Annotated in this window: 19 protein-coding genes and 1 tRNA gene; 9 read left to right on the top strand and 11 right to left on the bottom strand. The window is 69.9% G+C overall.

Translation table 11 applies throughout. The annotated features are described in order from the left end of the window. Nucleotides 1–23: 23 nt before the first annotated feature. Complete coding sequence (locus Cco03nite_RS37575; RefSeq protein ID WP_203698796.1) at nt 24–3407, bottom strand: phosphodiester glycosidase family protein; 3384 nt, start codon at nt 3405–3407, stop codon at nt 24–26. A 198-nt stretch (nt 3408–3605) separates the two neighbouring features. On the opposite strand from Cco03nite_RS37575, the gene Cco03nite_RS37570 reads away from it, so the two are divergent. Further along, the gene (locus Cco03nite_RS37570; protein WP_203698795.1) at nt 3606–4298 is read left to right on the top strand and encodes an alpha/beta hydrolase; all 693 of its coding nucleotides are present in this window, start codon (nt 3606–3608) and stop codon (nt 4296–4298) included. Between the two features lie 63 nt (nt 4299–4361). On the opposite strand, the gene rho is transcribed toward Cco03nite_RS37570, so the two are convergent. Both rho and thrB read right to left on the bottom strand, forming a co-directional pair. Then, entirely contained in the window at nt 4362–6272 is a 1911-nt protein-coding gene (gene rho, locus Cco03nite_RS37565) for a transcription termination factor Rho (protein WP_203698794.1), read from the bottom strand. Nucleotides 6273–6656: 384 nt separating this feature from the next. Next, nucleotides 6657–7559, bottom strand: coding sequence for a homoserine kinase (gene thrB, locus Cco03nite_RS37560; RefSeq protein WP_373314423.1), 903 nt, complete (start codon nt 7557–7559; stop codon nt 6657–6659). Nucleotides 7560–7734: 175 nt separating this feature from the next. Between thrB and Cco03nite_RS37555 the strand changes: the two genes are divergently transcribed. Then, on the top strand, nt 7735–8094 hold the full coding sequence (locus tag Cco03nite_RS37555) for a hypothetical protein (RefSeq protein ID WP_203698792.1): 360 nt from the start codon (nt 7735–7737) through the stop codon (nt 8092–8094). A gap of 42 nt (nt 8095–8136) precedes the next feature. Here Cco03nite_RS37555 and Cco03nite_RS37550 read toward each other — a convergent pair whose 3' ends face one another. The 7 genes from Cco03nite_RS37550 to argS form a co-directional block, all read right to left on the bottom strand. Then, entirely contained in the window at nt 8137–8337 is a 201-nt protein-coding gene (locus Cco03nite_RS37550) for a type II toxin-antitoxin system antitoxin (protein ID WP_203698791.1), read from the bottom strand. A 9-nt stretch (nt 8338–8346) separates the two neighbouring features. Beyond that, the gene (locus tag Cco03nite_RS37545) at nt 8347–9210 is read right to left on the bottom strand and encodes an SPFH domain-containing protein (protein ID WP_203698790.1); all 864 of its coding nucleotides are present in this window, start codon (nt 9208–9210) and stop codon (nt 8347–8349) included. A 68-nt stretch (nt 9211–9278) separates the two neighbouring features. After that, nucleotides 9279–10496, bottom strand: a complete 1218-nt coding sequence (locus Cco03nite_RS37540) for an MFS transporter (protein ID WP_203698789.1) — start codon at nt 10494–10496, stop codon at nt 9279–9281. Between the two features lie 223 nt (nt 10497–10719). Then, nucleotides 10720–11769 (bottom strand): threonine synthase, encoded by a 1050-nt coding sequence (gene thrC, locus Cco03nite_RS37535; protein WP_203698788.1) that lies wholly within the window; start codon nt 11767–11769, stop codon nt 10720–10722. Nucleotides 11770–11952: 183 nt separating this feature from the next. Further along, nucleotides 11953–13239 (bottom strand): homoserine dehydrogenase, encoded by a 1287-nt coding sequence (locus tag Cco03nite_RS37530; protein ID WP_203698787.1) that lies wholly within the window; start codon nt 13237–13239, stop codon nt 11953–11955. A 43-nt stretch (nt 13240–13282) separates the two neighbouring features. Next, nucleotides 13283–14668, bottom strand: a complete 1386-nt coding sequence (gene lysA, locus Cco03nite_RS37525) for a diaminopimelate decarboxylase (RefSeq protein WP_203698786.1) — start codon at nt 14666–14668, stop codon at nt 13283–13285. Nucleotides 14669–14751: 83 nt separating this feature from the next. Beyond that, on the bottom strand, nt 14752–16401 hold the full coding sequence (gene argS, locus Cco03nite_RS37520; RefSeq protein ID WP_203698785.1) for an arginine--tRNA ligase: 1650 nt from the start codon (nt 16399–16401) through the stop codon (nt 14752–14754). An 86-nt stretch (nt 16402–16487) separates the two neighbouring features. On the opposite strand from argS, the gene Cco03nite_RS37515 reads away from it, so the two are divergent. Next, complete coding sequence (locus tag Cco03nite_RS37515) at nt 16488–17282, top strand: thioredoxin-like domain-containing protein (protein WP_203698784.1); 795 nt, start codon at nt 16488–16490, stop codon at nt 17280–17282. Nucleotides 17283–17292: 10 nt separating this feature from the next. Further along, nucleotides 17293–17919, top strand: a complete 627-nt coding sequence (locus Cco03nite_RS37510) for a DUF305 domain-containing protein (protein ID WP_203698783.1) — start codon at nt 17293–17295, stop codon at nt 17917–17919. Nucleotides 17920–18005: 86 nt separating this feature from the next. Here Cco03nite_RS37510 and Cco03nite_RS37505 read toward each other — a convergent pair whose 3' ends face one another. Continuing rightward, nucleotides 18006–18764, bottom strand: coding sequence for an LPXTG cell wall anchor domain-containing protein (locus Cco03nite_RS37505; protein WP_203698782.1), 759 nt, complete (start codon nt 18762–18764; stop codon nt 18006–18008). A 179-nt stretch (nt 18765–18943) separates the two neighbouring features. Here Cco03nite_RS37505 and Cco03nite_RS37500 point away from each other — a divergent pair. The 5 genes from Cco03nite_RS37500 to Cco03nite_RS37480 all read left to right on the top strand — a co-directional run bounded on the left by Cco03nite_RS37500 (nt 18944) and on the right by Cco03nite_RS37480 (nt 23845). Then, nucleotides 18944–19018, top strand: a tRNA-Arg gene (locus tag Cco03nite_RS37500). 696 nt (nt 19019–19714) lie between these two features. Beyond that, on the top strand, nt 19715–20167 hold the full coding sequence (locus Cco03nite_RS37495; RefSeq protein WP_203698781.1) for a hypothetical protein: 453 nt from the start codon (nt 19715–19717) through the stop codon (nt 20165–20167). A gap of 841 nt (nt 20168–21008) precedes the next feature. After that, a complete protein-coding gene (locus tag Cco03nite_RS37490) occupies nt 21009–21431 on the top strand; it encodes a VOC family protein (protein WP_203698780.1) in 423 nt (140 codons plus the stop codon). A gap of 232 nt (nt 21432–21663) precedes the next feature. After that, nucleotides 21664–22749, top strand: a complete 1086-nt coding sequence (locus tag Cco03nite_RS37485; protein WP_203698779.1) for a hypothetical protein — start codon at nt 21664–21666, stop codon at nt 22747–22749. Nucleotides 22750–22831: 82 nt separating this feature from the next. Continuing rightward, nucleotides 22832–23845 (top strand): UDP-N-acetylmuramate dehydrogenase, encoded by a 1014-nt coding sequence (locus tag Cco03nite_RS37480; RefSeq protein ID WP_203698778.1) that lies wholly within the window; start codon nt 22832–22834, stop codon nt 23843–23845. The last annotated feature ends 168 nt before the right edge of the window (nt 23846–24013 follow it).

Raw genomic sequence — 24013 nt, 5'->3', positions numbered from 1 at the left:
TTCAAGAGTTGCTGCTCAGGGGGTCAGGGGACGGTGACCGTCGCGGTGGCGGTGACACCGTTGACGGTCACGGTCAGGGTGGCCGTTCCCTGGCGCAGGGCGGTGAGCCGGCCGGTCGCGAGGTCGTACGCGGCGACCGCGTCACGGGGAGCCGTGCGGACCGGGCCGATGTGGACCGTGCCCGCCCAGTCCGCCGACACCGGGTAGGCCACTGGAACAGCCCGGCCGGCCTGGGTGACCACGGCGGACACCGGGCCGCTCGCACCGACCGCGAGGGTCTCGGGCGCGCTGAGATCCAGCGTGTCCACGTGCGGGCGGATCTCGGCGTGGAACCAGTCCGCCACCCCGGCCTGCGGGAACAGCCGGGGCACCAGCCACTCCAGCGGGCTGACCGGGTCGACGCCGATCATGGTCCAGCCGGTGAAGCCGCCCTCGGCGGGCGAGGTGGACGGCGCCTTGCCCGAGTTCCCGTTGATCAGGTACGCCACCCCGTCGACCTCACTGGCCGCGAACGTGCCGACGTGGCTGTTCACCATGGCCGCGCCCTTGCCCGAGGCCCACTGGAAGTCGGCCAGCCAGCGTTCCACCGTGGCCACCTCCTTCGCCTCGGCCAGCTCGCTGGCCTGCACCGGCGTGGGGTCGCGCGGCGGGTGGTGGAAGAACACCGCGACCGAGCCGACCGCCGGGTCGTCGGCCGCCTCGTCCAGCGCCTGCCGCAGCATGAGCACCTGGTCGAACCCGCCGCCGCGCAGCGTGCCCCTGGACGAGTCGAGCATGACCAGCCGGGTGCCCCGGTGGTCGACGACGCGGTGGGTCTCGCCGAACACGGCCCGCCAGTTGTCCAGGTTGCCCGGTCCCATGATCTCGTGGTTGCCGGGCACGTAGTAGTACGGCAGCGTGCCGCCCAGTTCCTCGTCGAGGATCTGCTTGGCCAGCGCGATGTCGGCGGGTGCGGCCTCGTCCACGAAGTCGCCGTTGATGACCAGGAAGTCCGGCGCGGCGGCCTTGATCTCGCGCAGCGTGCGGCGGGCGTTGCGAACCAGGTCGCTGTCCGGGTTGCGGGCCACGAACTGGGCGTCGGACATGACCGCGAAGCGCCACGGCTCGTCGGCCGCCGCGCCGTCGCGGATCACGAAATCGCGCCGGTACGCCGGGTCGGCCGGGACGTCGATGGTGGCCGGCAGTTTCACCGCCAGGTCGTCGATGACGATCGCGTTGGTGTAGGAGGCGTCCGGTTTGATCTCCGCGGGGTAGAACCAGCGGAACTTCAGCGGGTGCTGCAACCCGGCCGGGACCGGGAACTCGATCTTCTGCCAGCCGGTGCTCGTCAGATACGGCCCGCTGAACGCGGGGACGAGCGCGCCGGTGGCGTCGTACACCTGGAGCCTGGCCCACTCACCACGCCCGGCCTCCGGGTTGACCCACATGCTGACGGCGAGCGGCTGCCCCGGCAGCTCGATGAGCGCCGGCGGGGTCGCGTACGAGGTACGCGTGCCGGTGGACTGGGTGAAGTCGTACGACATGCGCAGGCCCAGCCCGTCACGGCCCGCCACGGCGGAGACCGCGCAGCTGGCGCGTGCGGTGGTGCACTTCCACGCGGCGGCGTCGTCGAAGTTCGCGACGACCACCTCGCGCGAGCCGACGGTGACGCCGACCCGGGTCGTCGTGCCGTCGACGGTCAGCTCGACCACGGTGCCGCCGTCGGCCTTGCCGGTGACCCGGAAGCCGCCCGCCCCGTCTGGGGCGATGTCCACGATCGACGTGTCGTACCGCAGGCTCACCTCGTCGGCCTCGATCGGCGCGCTCAGCGCGTCCCGGTCGAAGCCCAGCACGCCGAAGCTCCCGGTGCTGCCCGTCCCGGCCAGCGACAGCCGCCCGGTGGTCGGGCTGATCCGCTCCAGCCGATTCAGCACGGTCATGGTGAGCTGCCCGGACGCCGAGCCGCGGTACGCGGTGACGGTCGCCTCGCCGGGCAGCAGCCCGCGGAAGGAGCCGTCGGCGACCCGGCCGGACAGCACCGGGAACACCTTCCAGGACGGGGTGCCCGCGGCGGGTCCGTAGGTCTCGTCGAAGCCGGCCGCGGTCAGCCGCCGGGAGTGCCCGGGGAACACCCGGTCCGGCCGCCCGCCGCGTACGTCGTTGAGCGTCGGCGCGGTCATCGGGGCGGTCGCGGTCTCGACCCAGTAGCCGGTCAGTCGCCCGGTGCCGACCGGCGACAGCACCGCCAGGCCGTTGGGCGTGGGGCGCTCGCTGCCGTCGGAGGGCGCGTTCTCGATCTGCGGCGCGGTGGCGCCGGGCTCCCGGGCCAGCAGCGTGGACGAGCCGCCGCCGTCGAGGTTGAGCGCGTCGTGCGCGCCCAGGCGCTGCATCATCACGGCCAGGTCGCGCAGGGTCAGGCCGTGGCTGTCGGCCTGCCGGCCGTCCACGGTGAGCAGGTACATCTTCGTGCCGGTGGCGTCGAAGCCGACCGCGGTGCGCGGGTTGTCGCTGTCCACGACGGCTCCGTCGGCGAGCTGCCCGCCGCGCAGCAGCCAGGCGTTGCCGCCGATGGCGGTGCTCAGCTCGCCGCCGTCGGAGCTGCGCGGCCGGTACGACACCGCGACCCGGGTGCCGGGGGTCAGCGCGGCCAGCGCGTCCGCGCCCGCCTCGCGGCCGAGCAGCACCTGCGTGCCGTCGGCGAGCGGGCCACTGCCCGGCGTCGCCGAGACGGACTCGACCGCGCCGTCACGCAGCACGACCTCGGTGACCCGGTTCGCGCCGGTCACCGGCCGGGTCCGGCTGAAGTCGCCCCACAGGCCGGTGTACACCCCGACCGCGTTCGCGCCCAGGACGTGCGTGTTGAAGCCGCTGAGCGCGAGCGAAGCGCCGCCGTCGGGCGTGGCCGTGCCCTCGAAGTACACCTCGACCAGGCGGCCCACGTCACCGGTGGTGAAGCCGACGGCCTTGTGGTGGCCGGCGATCGGGGCCTGGATCAGCTCGCCGCCCTGGATGCCGACGCCCTGGGCCGCGCCGGAGTTGTTGATGTCGAAGAAGTCGCCGTTGACCGCGCCGACGACCCGCTTGTCGTCGCGGGCGGCCAGCTGCTGCGACAGCGGCTGGGTGGCCGCGACCGCGCCCGGGAACACGTAGTCGACGGTGGCGCTGCCGGACAGGTCCACGCTGAGCGCGTCGGCGCGCAGGAAACCGCGGGCGTCGTACCGGTCGAACGAGGTCAGCGTGACGCCGGGCGCGACGGGCCGGGTGCTGGTCGGGGTGTCCACGTAGTCGGGTCCGGTCACGACGCCGTCCGGTCCCGCGCCGGCGGCGGGCAGGGCCGCCACCGCGGGCTGCGGCAGGGCCGTGGCAGCGGTCGCGCTGAGCGCGGTCAGGGCTATGAGCAGGGGGTGTATCCGCCTTCGCGAAGGCACGGTTCCTCCCGGGGGTGTGGGGTGCTGCCGCCAGTGCAGTCCCCTCCGGGGAGGCGCGCGCGGCAGTGCGAATGCCTGAAGGAAAACTTCAGACAAACAATAGAGCTTGAAAGGTAGTTGCACATCCCCCGATGCCGGCCCGATTCCGGCATCGCCGATCCGCCCCCGGCGGCCTCACGCCGGACCTAGCCTGAGGACATGGCAGACAAGCCGACCATCGTCCTGGTCCACGGCTTCTGGGGCGGCGCGGCCCACTGGGCCAAGGTCATCGTCGAGCTGCACCGGCGCGGCTACGGCGCGCTGCGCGCGGTGGAGAACCCGCTCACCTCGCTGTCCGACGACGCCGAGCGCACCCGCCGCATGGTGCGCCAGGTGCCGGGGCCGGTGCTGCTGGTCGGCCACTCCTACGGCGGCGCGGTGCTCTCCGAGGCCGGTGACCTGCCCAACGTGACCGGCCTGGTGTACATCGCGGCGTTCGCGCCCGACGCCGGGGAGAGCCCCGGCCAGATCACTCAGGAACTGCCGCCCGCGGCCATCGCGAACATCGGGCCGCCGGACTCCGACGGCTACCTGTGGGTGCACCCCGACAAGTTCCACGAGAGCTTCTGCCACGACCTGCCCGCCGACGAGGCCCTGGTCATGGCGGTGACGCAGAAGGCGCCGCCGGCCTCCACCTTCGGCGACCCGGTCACCGCCCCGGCCTGGCGGGCCAAGCCCACCTGGTACCAGGTCTCCACCCAGGACCGCATGATCAATCCGGACAACCAGCGCCGGATGGCCGAGCGCATGGGCGCCCGCCGGACCATCGAACTGGACGCGGGCCACGCCTCGCTGGCCTCCCAGCCCGGCCCGGTCACCGACCTGATCGTCGAGGCGGCCGAGGCGGGCTGAGCCCGTACACACGAAAGGGCCGGCACCTCGCGGTGCCGGCCCTGCGCCGTTCTTTCGCTCAGGTCACTCGCCGGGAGTGGTCTTCGCGATCTGCATCAGGAACTCGATGTTGGTCCGGGTCTGCTTGAGCTTGTCGAGCAGCAGGTCCAGGGCTGCCTGCGAGTCCAGCGAGTGCAGGACCTTGCGGAGCTTGTGCACGATGACCAGCTCCTCCGGCGCCAGCAGGATCTCCTCCTTGCGGGTGCCGGACGGGTCGATGTCGATGGCCGGGAAGATGCGCTTGTCGGCGATCTTCCGGTCGAGCTTGAGCTCGGCGTTACCCGTGCCCTTGAACTCCTCGAAGATGACCGTGTCCATCATGGAGCCCGTCTCCACCAGCGCCGTGGCGAGGATGGTGAGCGAGCCGCCGTTCTCGATGTTGCGGGCCGCGCCGAGGAAGCGCTTGGGCGGGTACAGCGCGGTCGAGTCGATACCACCGGACAGGATGCGGCCGGAGGCCGGCGCGGCCAGGTTGTACGCCCGGCCCAGACGCGTGATCGAGTCCAGCAGCACCACCACGTCGTGACCCAGCTCGACCAGGCGCTTGGCCCGCTCGATCGCCAGCTCGGCGACGGTGGTGTGGTCCTGCGGCGGCCGGTCGAACGTCGAGGCGATGACCTCGCCCTTGACCGAGCGCTGCATGTCGGTGACCTCTTCAGGCCGCTCGTCGACCAGCACGACCATCAGGTGGCACTCGGGGTTGTTGTTCGTGATCGCGTTCGCCAGCGCCTGCAGGACCATGGTCTTGCCGGCCTTGGGCGGGGACACGATCAGCGCACGCTGGCCCTTGCCGATCGGCATGACCAGGTCGATGACCCGGGTGGTGAGGATGTGCGGCTCGGTCTCCAGGCGCAGGCGCTCCTGCGGGTACAGCGGAGTGAGCTTGTAGAACTCGCCACGGCGGCGGGCCTCCTCGGGCTCCATGCCGTTGACGGTGTCCAGGCGCACCAGCGGGTTGTACTTGTCCCGCCGCTGCTCGCCGTCCCGGCTGGCCTTGACGGCGCCGGTGATGGCGTCGCCGCGGCGCAGGCCGTACTTCTTCACCTGCGACATCGACACGTAGACGTCGTTGGGGCCGGAGAGGTAGCCGGTGGTGCGGACGAACGCGTAGTTGTCCAGCACGTCCACGATGCCCGCGACGGGAACGAGCACGTCGTCCTCGCCCACGTGCGGCTCGCCGCCGCCACCGCCGCTCGCGCCGACGGTCTCGCCGCGCTCGCGGCCGCGCCGGCGGTCACGGAACCGGCTGCGCCGGCCACGACGGCCGTCGCCGTCCTCGTCACCGTCGAAGCCGCCCCGGTCCGGACCGCGGTCGTTGCCCCGGTCGCCACCGCGGTCGGCGGCACGCTCCCCGCGCTCCGACCGGTCGCCGCGCTCGGCACGCTCCCCGCGCTCGGGCCGGTCGCCACGCTCCCCGCGCTCGGCACGGTCACCGCGCTCACCGCGGTCGGCGTTGCGCTCGCCGCGCTCGGCACGGTCGCCCCGGTCGCCTCGCTCGGCGCGCTCGCGGCGGGACTCGCGACGGTTCTCGCGGCCCTCCGCCGGCGCCTCCGCCTCACCACGGGGCTCCGGAGCGTTGCGGCGGCTACGGCGCTCGCCCCGCGGCTCGGTGCCCTCTGCTGCTGCCGGCGCGGACTCGCCCGCCGCCGCCTCGCGGACCTCGGCCCGCACCTCCTCGCGAGCCGGCGCGGCGGCCGCGGCGACGTCAGCACGGGGGCGCGGTGCGCCACCGCCCTGGCTGGCCGTGATCGCGGCGATCAGCTCGCCCTTGCGCATGCGTGCGGTGCCCGTGATACCCAACCCCGCTGCCATGGTCTGCAACTCGGGCAGCAGCTTCGCGGAGAGACCGCTGCCGGCGGAGCGGCGGCGCCGGCCGGTGGAGGCGTCGTCAGCGACGTGGGAGACATCCGACGTCATGTCGGTGGTGTCGCTCAATGGATTCCTTCCCTCGATTGGCCGGGGCAGCCCGGGTCTTCTTACGACAGTTGGCGGCCGGGCGGCCTCGGAAACCCGTGGTGCTCATCCAGAGCGCTACGGGAGTTTTCGCGCAGTCACGACGGCGTTCCGGCGCCGTCCACATTCGACGGCGTGGACACGCCTGGAGCGTGCGATCAGTCTGCGGCAGGCATAGGACTGGGGGTGGACGGCCGTCTGGCTAACGTGTCCGTCTGAACCGAGCTCCGGTAACGCCGCCCCGCAAGATCGGGCGCTTCGCGGCTGTGCTGCCCTAGAGCGTAATCAACGACTGAGACCAGCGGCAACACCGGGCTACTCGGCGTGTCTGAAATGCTGCAAAAGACGAGTGATACGCCCCGGTTTCTAACCAGGGATCCTACCCGCCGAAACGCGGGCGCCACCAGCGAACACCGCAAGAGTGTGTGCCAACCAACTGCCGCCGGCCGCGAAACCGGACGGCACGGGCGAAAGCGCCAGGACGCTCGGCCCGGCCCCGCTCACCACGGCGGCCACGCCGGCTTCCCGCAGCTGTGCAACCAGCGCGGCGGTCTCCGGCATTCCCGCGGCCCGGTAGCCCTGGTGGAGGCGGTCCTCGGTGGCCTCGAAGAGCAGGCCCGGCGCGCCGGTCAGGGCATGGGTCAGCAGGGCGGCCCGGCCCGCGTTGAAGGCGGCGTCGGCGTGCGGCACGGTGGCGGGCAGCGCGGCCCGCGCGTGGGCGGTCAGGCCGCGTACGGCGGGCACGAAGACCGTCGGCCGGATCTCCGCGGCCACCGGCAGCGCCACGGCCCGCGCCCCGCCCGCCTCGGTCCAGGCGATGGTGAAGCCGCCCAGCAGGCACGGGGCGATGTTGTCCGGGTGCCCCTCGATCCGGCCCGCGATGCGCACCTCGTCGGCCCGGGTCAGCCGGCCCCCGGCCAGCGCGTTGGCCAGGGTCACCCCGGCCGTGATCGCGGCGCTGGACGAGCCCATGCCGCGCGCCTGCGGGATCCGGTTGACGCAGCGCAGTCCCAGGCCGGCGGGCTGGACACCCAGCTCGCCGAAGGTCTCCCGCATCGCGCGTACGACCAGGTGGGTCTCGTCGGCGGGCAGCTCGCCCGCGCCCTCGCCGACCACCTCGACGGCGGTCTTGCCGTCCTCGGCCACCCAGGCGGTGACCTCGTCGCAGAGGTCCAGCGCCAGGCCCAGGGCGTCGAAGCCCGGCCCGAGGTTGGCGCTGGTGGCGGGCGCGTGGACGGTGTACGCCCCGGGCGCGAAGGAGATCGTCACGGTGGTCATGGTAGGGCCGCGCCGGCCCCCGCCCGCCGATGCGGTGCCCGGCCCGCCCACTCCTCGGGAGGACGCTCGCGGGCCGCCGGATGGCGGACGAGCCCTTCGGCCCGCGCGGCGACGCATGGCAGAAGCTCGATACGGTGTGCGGGTCGCCCACCCCTCGGGAGAAGCCGTGGAATCGTTCGAACTGTCCATGCTCGGCGCCCTGCTGCCGCAGACCGTCAGCGCGGTCGTGCTCATCGCGGCCGGAGTCACCGCGCTGGCGCTACGCGCCCGCCTCGGCTCCGCCGCCACCTGGCTCACCGTCGCGGCGGCCACGATCGGCGCGGTCGACTTCATGGCCGGCGCCTGGTGGCAGGTGTACGGGATCCGCTCCGTGATCGAGGACGGCGGCGACTCGCGCTACACGGTGATCAGCGTCGTCAGTCTCGTCTTCTGGTTCTTCCACCTGGTCTGGACCAGCCTGCTGATCGTGGCGGTGTTCGTCGGCCGACGGCGGCCGCCCGCGGAGATCGCCGTCAAGATCTCCTGAAGCGGCACCGCCGCGAGCCGGTCCACTGTGGAGGTCGACTGCTCAGTCGCCGTCCTCGTCCTGGTCGCCGTCGGACACGGCCGCGGTGGGGCGGTCGACCGGCCGCCCCACCGACTTCAGCGCGGCCCGCAGGGCGTACTCGATCTGCGCGTTGACGCTGCGCAGATCGTCGGCCGCCCAGCGGGCGATCGCGTCGTACACCGCGGGATCCAGCCGCAGCAGCAGTTTCTTGCGTTCAGGCACGCTATGTCCTCAGTAGAGGGTGCCCGCGTTGACGACCGGCTGCGCGTTGCGGTCACCGCAGAGCACCACCAGCAGGTTCGACACCATCTGCGCCTTGCGCTCCTCGTCCAGCTCGACCACGCCCTGCTCACGCAACTGCTCCAGCGCGCTGGAGACCATGCCGACCGCGCCCTCCACGATGGTGGACCGCGCCGCGACGATGGCCTGCGCCTGCTGGCGGGCCAGCATCGCCTGCGCGATCTCCGCAGCATAGGCGAGATGGGTGATCCGCGACTCGACCACCTCGACGCCGGCCAGGGTGACCCGCTCGCGCAGCTCGGCGGTGAGCTCGTCGCTGACCGACGCGCTGTCGCGCAGACTGGCCCGGCCGCTGGCGTGCGCCTCGTACGGGTAGCTGGTGGCCAGGTGCCGCACCGCGGTCTCCGCCTGCACCTCGACGAAGTGCGCGAAGTCGTCCACCGCGAACTTGGCCGCGTAGGTGTCCACGACCCGCCACACCACGACGGCGGCGATCTCGACGGGGTTGCCGTCGGCGTCGGAGACCTTCAGCCGGTTGGACTCGAAGTTGCGCACCCGCTTGGAGATCTTCGTCTTCTCGGTCAGCGGCCAGGTCCAGTGGAAGCCGGGCTCGCCGATCGTGCCGACGTACTTGCCGAAGAACTGGATGACCCGGGCGTCGTTGGGGCTGATCACGATGAACCCGGTCGCGATCAGCACGAGCAGCAGTGTGCCGACCACGACGGCAGCGCCCATGACGCCGTCGGTGCCGGGCACGCCCACGTTAGCGGCGATGATGGCGATCATGGCGGCTGCCACCAGCAGCGCCACGACGACCATGATGAACCCGGAGACCCGGAACGCCTTACGCTGCATGGCGACTCCTCATATCGAAGTGATATCACCAAGCTAGCAGGAGGTGTCAAGCGGCTTCGTCGTTCCCGTCAGTCGGCGAGCGCGGGCACCGGGGCCTGGGCCGGGATGCGCCGGGTGACCAGGAACCAGCCGACCGCGTACGACAGCGTGGTGACGCCGCAGCAGGCGACCAGCACCCGCCAGTCCACCGTGTCCACGAACGCGCCTACGACCAGCTGGGAGGCGGTCACCGCGAGCATGGCGATCATCGTGTCGGTGGCGTTGACCCGGCCGCGCAGCTCGTCGGGCACCTCCTGCGCGATGGCGTAGTTCGACATCACCCAGTTGCCGCCGCCGGCCGCGTGCGCCAGGAAGATGCCCGCCAGCACCAGCGGGAACCAGCCCGCCGCGGCCACGCCGACGTACACCAGGCCGTAGGTGGACATGGACAGCGCCAGCGCCGGGAACAGCCAGTGCGGCCGGGCCAGCGCCGCCCGGAACAGGAACGGGCCGACCACGCTGCCCAGTCCGCGTACCGCGAACATCAGGCCCAGCCCGCGCGCGCTCACCCCGAACGTCGCAGCGATCAGCGGGAACGTGGCCAGCAGGCCGTTGCCGGTGCCCACCGCCGACTTCACGGTGACCAGGGCCAGCAGCCGCGGCTCGCGGCGCAGGTAGCCCAGCGCCTCCCGGATCGCCGCGAACGCCGGGCGGGACACCGCCGGCAGCGAGTCCTGGGTCGGCCGCTTGATCCGCGAGGTCAGCAGCGCCGAGGTCGCCAGGCTCACCGCGACCAGGCCGAAGCAGTGGTACGGCGACAGCCACTCGGTGACCAGGCCGCCCAGGGAGGACGCGACGACGGTCATGGTGCCCCAGGCGGTGCCGTTGACGGCCATGGCCGGGCCCATGTCGGCGGGGTCCACCAGGTTCGGCACCGACGCGTTGGCGGCCGGGGTGTAGAACGCTTTCGCCGCTGCCAGCGCACCGAGGGCGACCAGCGCGATCGGGCCCGCGCCGGGGCCGCGTACCAGGAACAGGCCGCCGACGGCGACGAGCGCGGAGAGGTTCGAGGCGATCAGGATGTGCTTGCGGTTGAACCGGTCCGCGATGGTGCCCGCGTACGGCAGCAGCAGCGCCACGGTGCCGGTCTCCACGGCCAGTGCCAGCCCGCCCCAGAGTCCCTGGCCGGTCTCCCGGTTGAGCAGCACCAGCAGCGGGACCATGACGAACCAGTCCGCCCCGAAGACGATGACCTCGGCGAGGAACAGGCGGCGGAAGTCGGCGCTACGCGTAAGGACCCTGAGCACGTAGGCACCGTACACCTGAGAGCGATCTCACGGACGCCGGGCACGCTGTGACGTGCACCCCGATCCGTGTGCGCCGAACTCCGCTCGGCCGGCTGTCGCCCCGCTCCGCCCTCAACAGACGTTGGCCTATCTCATCGAAAATGCGGGCGGCGCAGTCGATGTGATAGGCCAACGTCGATGCAAAAGGCCGGCGGACGCCGCGCGAGCGGTCACCCCGGTCGGGTCAGGCGAGGCCGAGTTCGCGGGCGGCGGCGAGCGGGTCGTTGCCGATGGTGGTCGGGGCGGGCGCGGTGGAGATGGCCCACTCCGGGTCCTTGAGCCCGTGCCCGGTCACCGTGCACACGATGCGCGAGCCGTGCGGCACCTTGCCGGCCGCCGACGCCTGCAGCAGACCCGCCACGCTGGCCGCCGAGCCCAGCTCGACGAAGACGCCGACCTCGCGGGCCAGCAGCCGGTATGCCGACAGGATCTCCCGGTCGGTGACCGCGTCGATGAGACCGCCCGACGCGTCACGCGCGTCCAGGGCCTTGGTCCACGAGGCCGGGTTGCCGATCCGGATCGCGGTGGCGATCGTGGACGGATTCGGCACGACCGCGCCGTTGACGATCGGTGCGGAGCCGGCGGCCTGGAAGCCGTACATCTTCGGGGCCTTCGTGGCGTTGCCCGCCGCGACGTCCTCGTTGTAGCCCATCCAGTAGGCGCTGATGTTGCCCGCGTTGCCGACCGGCAGGCAGTGGATGTCCGGCGCGTCGCCGAGCGCCTCGACGATCTCGAACGCGGCGGTCTTCTGCCCGTGCAGCCGGTCGATGTTCACCGAGTTGACCAGCGCCACCGGGTAGTCCTGGGACAGCTTGCCGGCCATCGCCAGGCAGTCGTCGAAGTTGCCGCTGACCTGCAGCAGCTTCGCCCCGTGCACGAGCGCCTGGGCCAGCTTGCCCAGCGCGATCTTGCCCTGCGGCACGAGCACCGCGCAGGTGATCCCGGCGCGGGCGGCATACGCCGCGGCGCTGGCCGAGGTGTTGCCGGTCGACGCGCAGATGATCGCCTTCGCCCCGTGCTCGACGGCGGTCGACACGGCCACCGTCATGCCCCGGTCCTTGAACGAGCCGGTCGGGTTCGCGCCCTCGACCTTCAGGTAGACGTCACACCCGGTGCGGTCGGACAGCACCGGCGCGGGCACCAGAGGCGTGTTGCCCTCGTGCAGCGTGATCACGGGCGTCTTGTCCGTCACCGGCAGCCGGTCCCGGTACTGCTCGATCAACCCACGCCACATGCTGGCCTCCTTACCGAGTGTCATCGAGTACCTTGCCGTCTCTCCGCCCGTAACTCCACTCGGGTTCCACGCAGCGAGACGCGCGCATCCTCCAACGTTGATCATGAACTTGTGCCACCGACACGCCGTCGAGCCGTGCCATAAGTTCATGATCGACGCCTCGGCCCGCGGGGCGGGCCTGGGCTAGAACTCGACGCGGAGGACGCTGGCTACGGCGCGGACGAAGTCGAGGGTGCGCAGTTCGGCGACGGTGGCGGCGAGGGCGCTGTCGGGGGCGGAGTGGGTGACGATGACCAGGATGGCCTCGTCGCCGCGGCCGGACTGGTTGACCGTGGCGATGGAGACGTCGTGGCTCGCGAAGACGCCCGCGACCGCGGCCAGCACGCCGGCGCGGTCGGCCACGTCGAGGGAGACGTGGTAGCGGGTGCGGACCTCGCCCATCGGGTGGACCGTCAGGTCGGCGTACGCGGACTCGCTGGCGGCGCGCACCCCGGCCAGGCGGTTGCGGCCCACGGCGACCAGGTCGCCGAGCACGGCGCTCGCGGTCGGGGCGCCACCCGCGCCGCGCCCGTAGAACATGAGCTGCCCGGCGGCCTCGGCCTCGACGAACACCGCGTTGAACGCCTCGCCGACCCCGGCCAGCGGGTGGGTGCGCGGAATCATCGCCGGGTGCACCCGCACGCTGACGCCGCCGTCGGCGGTGCGGCCCGCGATGCAGAGCAGCTTGATCGTGCAGCCCATCGCCTTGGCGCTGGCCACGTCGGCGGCGCTGACCTCGGTGATGCCCTCGCGGTAGACGTCCTCGGCCCGGACCCGGGTGTGGAAGGCGAGGCTGGCCAGGATCGCGGCCTTCGCGGCGGCGTCGAAGCCCTCGACGTCGGCGGTCGGGTCGGCCTCGGCGTAACCCAGCGCGGTCGCCTCCTCCAGGGCCTCGGAGAAGCCCGCGCCGGTGGCGTCCATCGCGGAGAGGATGAAGTTCGTGGTGCCGTTGACGATGCCGGTGACCTGGGTGATGCGGTCGCCGTGCAGGGACTCGCGCAGCGGGCGCAGCAGCGGGATCGCGCCCGCCACCGACGCCTCGTAGTACAGGTCCGCGCCGCCCTCGGCGGCGGCGTCGTGCAGGCTGCCGCCGTCCTCGGCGAGCAGCGCCTTGTTGCCGGTGATCACGGACTTGCCCGCGCGCAGCGCCTCGACCAGCCAGGTGCGGGCGGGCTCGATGCCGCCCACCACCTCGATGACCACGTCCACGTCGTCGCGCTTGACCAGGCCGAGGGCGTCCGTGGTGAACAGGTCCGCGCTGACCGGCAGGTCGCCCCGGTCCCGACCCGCTCTGCGTACGGCGATGCCGACCAGCTCGACGGGTGCGCCGATACGCGCCGTCAGGTCGTCGGCCTGCTCGTGCAGCAGGCGTACGACCTCCGAGCCGACGGCGCCGCATCCCAGCAACGCCACCTTGACCGAGTCAGCCACTTCGTCTCCCGTAACGCTATTCAGGCAGGGGCGGGATCGCGCCCTACCCCACGTCCAACGCCAGGAGATCGTCCTCGGTCTCCCTGCGCACGATCACCCGCGCCTGCCCGTCCCGCACCGCCACGACAGGCGGCCGCGGCACGTGGTTGTAATTGCTGGCCATGCTCCGGCAGTAGGCGCCCGTACCGGGCACCGCGATAAGATCTCCGGGCCGGACGTCGGCAGGCAGGAATTCATCCTTCACCACCACGTCCCCTGCCTCACAATGTTTTCCCACCACGCGGGCAAGAATCGGCTCCGCCTGTGACGCACGTGACGCCAGCGTCGCCGAGTACGACGCGTCGTACAGCGCGGTGCGGATGTTGTCGCTCATGCCGCCGTCCACGCTCACGTACGTGCGCAGGCCGTCGAGCGGCTTGACGGTGCCCACCTCGTACAGCGTGAAGGTGGACGGGCCGACGATGGCGCGGCCCGGCTCGACGGACAGGTGCGGCTGGGCGATGCCCAGGCCGCGGCACTCGTCCGCCACGATCTTGAACATCCGCTCGGCCAGGTCGGCGGCCGGCGACGGCGTGTCCTGGCTGGTGTACGCGATGCCGAAGCCGCCGCCGAGGTCCAGCTCGGGCAGCTCGGCGCCCAGCTCGGTGCGGATGCGCTCCTGCAGGGTGAGGATGCGCCTGGCGCTGACCTCGAAGCCCGACGTGTCGAAGATCTGCGAGCCGATGTGCGAGTGCAGGCCGCGCAGCTCCAGCGTGTCCTGCTCCAGGATCAGCCGGGCCGCCTCGAACGCCTTGCCGCCCGCCAGCGAGAAGCCGAACTTCTGGTCCTCGTGCGCGGTCGCGATGAACTCGTGGGTGTGCGCCTCCACGCCGACCGTCACCCGGATCATGACGCGCGGGCGGACCCCGCGCTCGCGGGCGATCGCCGACAGGCGCTCGATCTCGTCGAACGAGTCGACGACGATGCGGCCCACCCCGTTCTCCACGGCGCGGGTCAGCTCGCGTACCGACTTGTTGTTGCCGTGCAGCGCGATCCGGGCCGGGTCCATGCCCGCGGCCAGCGCGGTGCGCAGCTCGCCGCCGCTGCACACGTCGAGGTTCATCTCCTCCTCGACCAGGATGCGCACGATCGCCCGGCACAGGAACGCCTTGCCCGCGTAGTACACGTCCGCGCCCGCGAAGCCCTGCTTGAAGTCGCGGCAGCGGGCCCGGAAGTCCTCCTCGTCCAGCACGTACGCCGGGGTGCCGAACTCCTGCGCCAGCGACGCCACGTCCCGGCCGCCGACCTGCAGCACCCCGGCCGCGTCCTTGGTCGCGGTCCGCGGCCACAGCGGCGCCATCAGCTCGTTCACGTCAGCGGGGGTACGCAGCCAGGAAGGTCCCTGGTGCCCGAAGTCTCCGTGCAGGGCACCGGCCTCATGAGCCCTCATGCGGCGAACCCGCTCCGCGCGTTCGCCGCATGAGGCACAGCCCTGAGCCTCATGATTCGTTCGCTGCGCTCACTCATGCCTGTTCACATCCGTTCAGGGGCGGTCACGCCGAGCAGGCCGAGGCCGTTGGCGATGACGGTGCGGGTGGCGTCGTTGAGCCAGAGCCGGGCGACGTTGCCTGGCTCGATCGGGGCGTCGCCGTGCGGCAGCACGCGACAGGCCGGCTCGTCGTAGAAGCGGTGGTAGTCCCCCGCCAGGTCCTCCAGGTAGCGGGCCACCCGGTGCGGCTCGCGCAGCTCGGCCGCGCTCTTGACCACGCTCGGGTAGTCGCCGAGCGCCTTGAGCAGCTCCAGCTCCTTGGGGTGCGCCAGCAGCGCCGGGTCGAACTCCGCGGTGTCGCGGGTCAGCCCGACGTCGGCGGCGTTGCGCGACACGCTGGCGGTGCGGGCGGCGACGTACTGCACGTAGTAGACCGGGTTGTCCCGGGTGGCCCGGGTCCACAGGTCCACGTCGATGTCGATCGGGGAGTCGCTGCTGTAACGGGCCAGGGCGTACCGGGACGCGTCCACGCCGATCGCCTCGACCAGGTCCTCCATGGTGACCACGGTGCCCGCGCGCTTGCTCATGCGCAGCGGCTGGCCGTCGCGGACCAGGCTCACCAGCTGGCCGATGAGGATCTCCAGGTTGACGTCCGGGTCGTCGCCGAAGCAGGCCGACATGGCGCGCATCCGGCCCACGTAGCCGTGGTGGTCCGCGCCCAGCATGATGACGACCTTCTCCGCGCCGCGCTCCCGCTTGTCCAGGTAGTAGGCGCAGTCGGCGGCGAAGTAGGTCCAGTCGCCGTCGCTCTTGCGCAGCACCCGGTCCTTGTCGTCGCCGAAGTCGGTGGTGCGCAGCCAGGTCGCGCCGTCGGCCTCGAACAGGTGGCCCTGCGCCCGCAGCCGCTCCAGGGCCAGGTCCAGCTCGCCCTTGGTGTGCAGGTCCTTCTCGTTGAAGTACACGTCGAAGTGGGTGCCGAACTCGTTCAGCGACGACTTGATCTGCGCGAACATCAGCTCGACGCCCTCGACCCGGAACGTCTCCAGGTCGTCGGCGCCCGGGTGCTTGGCCTTGACCGCCTCGGCGATCTCGGCGATGTACGCCCCGCCGTAGCCGTCCTCCGGCGTCTCCTCGCCCCGCGCCGCGGCCAGCAGCGACTTGGCGAACCGGTCGATCTGCGAACCGGCGTCGTTGAAGTAGTACTCGGTGGTGACGTCCGCGCCCGCCGCCTTGAGCAGCCGCGCGAGCGCGTCGCCGACCGCGGCCCAGCGCACCCCGCCCAGGTGGATCGGGCCGGTCGGGTTCGCCGACACGAACTCCAGGTTCAGCCGCAGCCCGGCCAGCGCCGTGCCGTGCCCGTACGCCTCACCCTGGGTGACCACCAGGCGGGCCAGCTCGCCCGCCGCCGCCGCGTCCACCCGGATGTTGAGGAAGCCCGGCCCGGCGATCTCCACCGCAGCGATCCCTGTGAATTTGCTGAGTTCCGCGGCCAGGGCCGAGGCCAGGTCGCGCGGGTTCGCGCCGACCTTCTTGGCGACCTGAAGAGCCAGGTTGGTGGCGTAATCCCCGTGCTCCGGGTTGCGCGGACGCTCCACCGTCGCCGCCGCCGGCAGGGCCGCCGGATCGAGGCCGCGGGCCGTGAAGACGGCTTTTGCGGCGGTCAGGACAGCATCGGCGATATTCGCGGGAGTCACCTGGCCATGCTAACCGGGTAGACTTCGGCCCTCTGCGTCCCACCGCACGGCGGGCGCGCCCACCCCTCGATGTGACGGACACCACGATGAGCATCAGCACGCAAGGCGGCGAGCAGCACCGCCCCAATGTTGTGAAGGTCGGCGGCAAGCCCGCGGCCGGCGCCAAGCCCGCCACCGGCGGCGGTGCCAAGACCCCGCCGAAGGGCGGCAAGGGCGGCCCCAAGAAGCCGATCGCGCCTGTCAAGGTCAACCAGGGCCGCAACTGGGGTCCCATCGCCATGTTCGCCGCCGTCGGCCTGATCGCGGTCGGCATCATCGGCTGGGGCGCCTGGGCGGCGTTCAAGCCGGGCGGCGCCGGCTACGACTGGGAGACGCGCGCCGCCGGCATCGACGGCATCACGCACGTGACGACGGAGCTCAAGAGCAACCACACGTACAACCCGGAGAAGTACGACCAGAACCCGCCGGTCGGCGGCACCCACAGCTACGTGTGGCAGCAGTGCATGGGCAACGTCTACGACGCCCCCATCCCGAACGAGCACGCCGTGCACAGCCTGGAGCACGGCGCCGTCTGGATCACATACCGCAAGGACCTGCCCGCCGACCAGGTGGCCAAGCTGGCCGCCAAGGTCGAGGGCAAGGAGATGATGCTGATGAGCCCGGTCGAGAACCTGGACAAGCCGATCTCCCTGCAGGCCTGGTCCTACCAGCTCAAGGTCGACGACGCGAGCGACTCCCGGATCGACGACTTCATCGGCGCGCTGCGCGTCAACGCGACCCAGGAGCCCGGCGCGATCTGCTCCGGCGGCAACACCGCCACTGGCGACAAGCCGCTGACCGAGGAGCAGGTCGCCGCGATGCAGCAGCAGCAACAGGGCTGACGGGAGCGACATGACGGACGTGGGGAACAGCCCTCGGTTCAGCACACGGGGGCTGGCCCTCGCGGTGGCGCTCGCGCTGCTGGTCGGCCTCGCGATCGGGTTCGGCGTGAGCCGGCTGGCCGCCGCCGGCTCCCCGGCCGACGACTCGGCCGCGGCCGGCTTCGCGCGTGACATGACCGCCCACCATGCCCAGGCCGTCGCCATGGGCATGATCGCCGCGAAGAAGGGCAACTCGCACGAGGTCCGCACCATCGGCGAGGACATCGCGCTGACCCAGCAGGGCCAGATCGGCATCATGGGCCAGTGGCTGCGGGACTGGGGCCTCAACCTCAACTCCACGGCCAAGCCGATGGCCTGGATGCCCGACGGCGACAAGGCGCTGAACGGCAACCTGATGCCCGGCATGGCCACGGCGCAGGAGATGGCCGCGCTGGAGAACGCCACCGGCAAAGAGGTCGACCGCCTGTTCCTCGAAATGATGATCAAGCATCACCTGGGCGGCGTACACATGATCGACGGTGTGCTGGAGCAGACCGACGACCCTGGCGTGCTCTGGCTCGCCAAGGGCATGAAGACGCGCCAGCAGATCGAGATCTCCGACATGCAGCAGCTGCAGGCGACCCTCGCCAAACGCTGAGGATCCACGACGAAGGGCCCCGCCGGAGTTCCGGCGGGGCCCTTCGCTCAACTCACCCGATCCGCGTCAGCGCGATCGCGGGCCGCTCAGACCTCGGTCGGCAGGTCCCGGCGACGGCGCACCAGGAAGATCGTGCCCGCCCCGCCGACGACCAGGGCCAGGCCCACCGACGCGAACACGGTCACGGCCGCGCCGGTCACCGGCAGGCCCGGCTCCGACGGCGACGGCGAGTCACCGGGAACGTCCGGCGTGCCGCTCGCGTCCGGGGATCCGGACGTGTCCGGGGTCGGCGTGCCGGGCGTCGGCGTCCCCGGCGTGGGGGTGCCGTTCGGCGACTCCGACGGGAACGGCGACGGGGTGTTGCCGCCCTCCCCCGCGCAGGTGTGCGTGACCACGATCCGGTCCACGTTCTTGCTGCCGACGCTCTTGCCCTCGGCGTCCAGCAGCGTCCAGCCGGCCGGCACGACCACCCAGGCCAGGTGCTTGTTGGTGGCGTTGGCGAACCCGTGCGGGTACGCGTCGGCGTCGCCGTCCTTGATGTAGGTGGTCACCGGGCCGCCGGGAGTGTCGAACTTCGCCCACATGCCGATCGTGGTGTCGAACTCGTCCGGCGCGATGTTGAACACCCAGCCGTCCTTGTCCGCGGCGGCCAGGTTGCCGATCTCCGTACAGCCGCGGGTGAAGATCTTCGCCTTGGTGTTGTGGTGCGCGTGGTGCAGCACCGCGTCGTAGGGGGCCGTCGGCGCGTTGTGGGCCTGCGCGGGCAGGGCGAACAACGCGGCGATCCCAGCGCCCACGGCCGCCAGCGAAACGGTGGCCAGCGGCGCCAGCAGACGCTTGTTCATGAGTCCTCCGGAGGGTGGAAGTGGTGCAACGCCACATCGTCACCCGGTGCGAAGAGGGCTCGGATCGGATTAACCGGCCGTGGACGGATGATCGACGCGACACGCCATCGGTCGAACGGACGACCCGGATACCGATTCGATGCCGCGAAGGGGACCTGCTACTCTTTGTCGGTCACTGAGCCCCCGTAGCTCAGGGGATAGAGCACCGCCCTCCGGAGGCGGGGGCGCAGGTTCGAATCCTGCCGGGGGCACCACGCATCACCAGCCAAAAGAAGCCGCTGACCTGGGGAACCAGATCAGCGGCTTCAAACGTCTGTACGACTGTGTCCGGTGAAATCCGGCGCTCTACGGCTGTCCGCGCCAACGTTTCGGCCTGGTACCGCCGTTTCCCAAGCCGGGTTGGAGCCACCCATTGATCGCGGCGATTGCACGGGGGTCTGGTGACGGACGGCGAGTTTGGCCCTAGCGGGTGGCCACTCCGCCACACCCGCGCGCTGCCAGCGACGGACTCGCTGTTGTTTGGCTTCGGAGGACGGCCTGACTTGCTGCCGCTGGGCAACAACGGTTGCAGCGCTGCCCACTGCGCAGCGGTCAGGTCGCGCCGCGTCGCCGCCAGCAAGGTGGCCACGATGTCTCTGGTTTCAGTTTCTCTCGGCCGTTGAGCAGCCCATCCGCGCGTCAGCAGATTGGCTTTGTCACGCCCGGTGGGCAGAGCATTCGTCGACACTTCTGAGATACGCGCTAGGTAGCCCGATCTGCCGAAGCCGCCATGACCGTGCGCACATACCCATTTATTCGAGTTCGCAGGCAACCACTTTAAGCCTGGACTTAATATCCCTAGCCAGCACGTCAGTACCATTCGAACTGTGCATCGCTCCCTTGCCACTCGCCTCATTTCATGGCAATATCCGTACGGAATCTAGGTTAACCAACCTATACGGGGAGATGAGATGAAGCGCACCTTGCTAGCAGCTGCATTGGCCGCTGCAGCAATCCTGAGTACGGCTTCGCCAGCTGCAGCCGCCGACGATGCGTACAACCTTAAAACTCAGGTCCTCTCGTCGAGTCCGACAGACTCCATGGCGACGTCGTGCTTTTCGAGGCATATCGTCGTGGACGACGGCACTGCAGCTCAAGCCTACGACTGGTATGCGTGGGGTGGATACTTTGGGGGTTCGATCGCTGAGGCGCGCATCATCCTGCTGGCAGATGGTGGATATACGTGGAAAGACTGCCTAGATCCCCGTGGCCCCAATGGAACATACACTCACGGTTACTACCATCACACCTCAACTCTCGACCCTGACGCCGCAGGATTAGACACCGCGACCTACGTTAGGGATTTCAGTATCTCCACCACCAAGGAATGGACCTGGGGTTCTTACCTGTGGCCCGATGTCTGATACGAACAAGATAGCCTGCTAAATTCATCCGAAGAAGGGCTGGCCCCCTCTATGGCCAGCCCTTCTTCAACCTGGCCGACAGTGACCAGGTTCAAGTTTGTCCACTGCCCACCGTTTCGATGGTGCGGGAAAGCGGTAGCGCAGCCTCCTCTGATGGCTACCGATCGACCAGCCGTCAGCCGGACGCGATGCTGAAGGCTTGCGCCACCGCTTGTACAGTCTTAGCCTTAGCTTTCCTTCGCCTCTGAACGCCACGAGTAACTACACAGGTGAGGTACGGCGATAGATGCTCCGCCTCGCTAAGGGCTAGCGCAGATAGATCGTTCGCAAGACGATTTATGGACGACCGCAATGGCCCCGAGTCATCCCGTCCCCGCCGCCGTCCGGCGTACCTGCGGGCATGCGCTGAAGGTTTGGGTACGACCGTACGAGCCTCGCCTGGCAGAGCATTTGAAATTGCTCAGGGCTCAGTGCCTCGTATGAGCGGCTTAGCATCGCTTCCTCGCCAACGAGTAGCAGCTTTGCTTATCTGCTCTCGCACGACCGTCTAGCCATATGTCGGGTAACGGGCAGTTGATGGACACGTGCAGTTCGTCGGGCGGAGCGGGTGAACCGCGGCTTACCGATGGCGCCGTCCAAAGTGGCTGCATCAGGCGTTGACTGCCGGATCTTCGTCCAGTTCAAGACGTCTCAGCGGACAGACGTACACCCTCCCTCCGGCGGCGGGGGCGCAGGTTCGAATCCACCGGGGGCACCACCAGCAACGTGAAGCCGTTGACCCGCGACCGAGCAGATCAGCGGCTTCAATCATGTGTACGCCGTCGTCTGTAACGTGAGCTGTATGGACATCAAGGTCTCACACTGCTTCATCATCGTCGACGATCACGACAAGGCCCTCGGCTTCTACCGTGACGTGCTCGGTTTCGAGGTGCGCACCGATGTCAGCTACGAGGGCATGCGCTGGGTGACTGTCGTGCCGCCGAGCCAGCCCGATCTTGAGATCACCATCGAGACCCCCGAGTCTCACCCAGGCGCCTCCGCCGAGGACAAGCAGAAGCAGTACGACCTGCTCGCCAAGGGCCTGCTGCGCGGGCTCATCTTCACCACCGACGACGTCGACGCCGCCTTCGAGCACATCCGCGCCTCCGGTGCCGAGATGCTCCAGGAGCCCACCGACCAGGCGTACGGCGTACGCGACTGTGCGTTCCGGGACCCGGCCGGGAACATGATCCGGCTGAACCAGCCGCGCAAGGGGCAGGGCTGAGCAAGCCACTGCCGATCTCAGCACAGCCGACCCGCCCTTGGATCATGCGCCACGGTTCATCGGGTGAACGAATCGACGCCAGATCCATTCCGCCCGCGCGAGACCATCAGCGATCGGTAATGTGCCGGATGTGACGGAGGCAACTTTGCATGGGGCACCGATGGCATACCGCGCAGTAGACCGCGCAGTACACGGCTTCCAACTGGTGGGTACGTGGTTGTCCAGTCCGGCGATGTCCGACCTGCTCGCCCTCCTCGACGAAGAAGCCGACGCCTTCCCCCACGAGCTGGCAGCCGGTCGGTTTCATTTGAACGAGGAGCTTCCCGCATGGCTGGCTCCTTTGTTGCTCGACGCCCACGACATCGCTGCAAGCCTGCCTGGCGAACTGGTCGAACTATTGCGCCGGGTTCTCACCGTCGAGCAGGCAGCGGCAGCCGCGTTCAATTTCCGCAGCCGCGACGGCGTCAACTACAAAGAACGTTCGCAGGCGGTGAAGGCTGACTTCAGCGAGCAGACCCGTAGTCGTGTCCTGGACCTGACCACCGACCTCGGCCTCGTCACCCCGCAGCCGACCCGATTCAGCAGCTACGCGAAGACGATCGTGCTGGGCGGTGGATACCGGTCACCATTGCTTCGATCGCGATACACGGCCCAGGTGCAATCCACCGGCATCGACCTAGGCGAGCTCAGCTTCCTCGGCAGCCCACGTCCGCTGATCGAGGAGCCACCAGAGCAGGTTGTGACGCAGGCTTATGCGCCCGAGGCAGTCGACGAGTTCGATCTGATGCTGGCCGCAGCCAGGTCGGAGTTCGGCCTGGAGGCCGCCAAGACCCTGTTCTTGTGCGGATGTGCCTCTTCTGAACATCCCTGTCCGGCGTGGAAGGCACGCGACGCCGCAGGCGCCGCAGGGACGCCTGCGGCGTTCACGCACGAACGGCAGACTCACCTCATCGACGACGGTGGTGAGGCGGTCGGCTCGGTCTTCTCGGCCTCCACCGGACGTCCGCCCTACCGCCCTGACACGTCGGACACATTCGCCCTGTGGGCGCGATACACCCAGCCACGTCTTGGCCAACGAGTGCTCGTCGTGACCACACAGATGTTCGTCCCCTTCCAGCTGTTCGAGGGACTGCGCTGGCTCTATCTCCCGTTCAGCCTGGATCTCGACGTCGTCGGTCTCGGCGTCGAGTGGGGCGACCGGCCGCAAACGGCGGAGTCCCTGCTTCAGGAGGTGCTCTCGGCGATCCGTTCTGCTCGTCGGCTGCTCGTCGACTGTGCCGAGGTACTGGTCAAGCGCGGTCCTGACACGTCGGAGTGATACGCGACCACATCGCGCACGGCCGGGACTTGGGGACGGCCGATGGAAGCCGCCTGCTGATCACTAGGTAGGCTCCATACCCGTGACCACCACGTTTGCAGACCTGACCACGATGCGGGTCGGAGGACCCGTCGGGAGACTCGACGTCGCCACCAGTACGCCGCACGCTGTCGAGTTGATCCGGAATGCGGATGCCACCGGTGAGCCGCTGCTCGTCATGGGCGGAGGCTCGAACCTGGTGGTCGGTGACGTGGGTTGGGACGGCAGCGTCGTCAAGATGGGGTCCGCCGAGTTCGTCATAGACGGCGAGCTGGTCACTGCTGCTGCGGGCATGGAATGGGACACGCTCGTCAGCGCCGTCGTCGCGGACGGTTTGTCCGGCATCGAAACGCTGTCCGGCATTCCAGGATCCGTAGGTGGCACACCGGTGCAGAACGTAGGCGCCTACGGAACGCTGACCTCCGACGTACTCGAGTCGATCACGGTTTTTGACAGGTCCGCCGGCACGATCGAGCGCTGGCTGCCCGAGCAGTGCGGGTTCGGCAGCCACCGGCAGTCGGTCTTCAAGCACAGCGACCGCTGGATCGTTCTCGACGTGACCTTCCGGCTTCGCCGCACCGCCCAGTCGGTCCCGATCACGTTCGCGCAGGTCGCCGAGAGACTTCAGATCGAAGTGGGCGGCACGGCCGCACCCGCCGACGTACGTGAGGCGATCATCGCGCAGCGCCGGGACCGCAAGATGGTCCTCGACGAGCACGACCACGACACCTGGAGCGTCGGATCCTTCTTCATCAACCCGGTGCTCGCCGAGGTTCCCCGCCGGGCGCTCGACTGCCCCAGCCTGCCGGACATCAAGGGCACGAAGTTGCACGCCGCGTGGCTCATCGACCAGGCCGGCTTCGGACCAGGTTACGGTCTCGACTGGGGCAACGGCTCCGTTGCGCTCTCCAGCCGCCATGCGCTGGCGGTGACGAATCGCGGGGGCGCGACGACAGCGGACGTGATGAAGTTCGCCGCCCATATCCGCGACGGCGTTGCCGCGCGCTTCGACATCCGACTGAACCCCGAGTGCCATCTGGTCAACTGCTCGTACTGACATGTCGGCCGGGCAGGCAAGACGGATGAGGTCCGGCTGCCTCATCATCTCGTGGAATCCGACGGGCTGCCCCATCGCATTCCATGAGATGAATGCAACCACACGCCACGCGTCTTACGATCACCTTCTGGTGCTCGGTGGCGGTCTGCGGCTAGGCCTTCTCGGCGC

The sequence above is a fragment of the Catellatospora coxensis genome (genome assembly GCF_016862635.1).
Lineage (GTDB): Bacteria > Actinomycetota > Actinomycetes > Mycobacteriales > Micromonosporaceae > Catellatospora > Catellatospora coxensis.
Note: the sequence above shows the minus strand (reverse complement) of the source record. Positions and strands in the feature narration are given on the sequence as shown.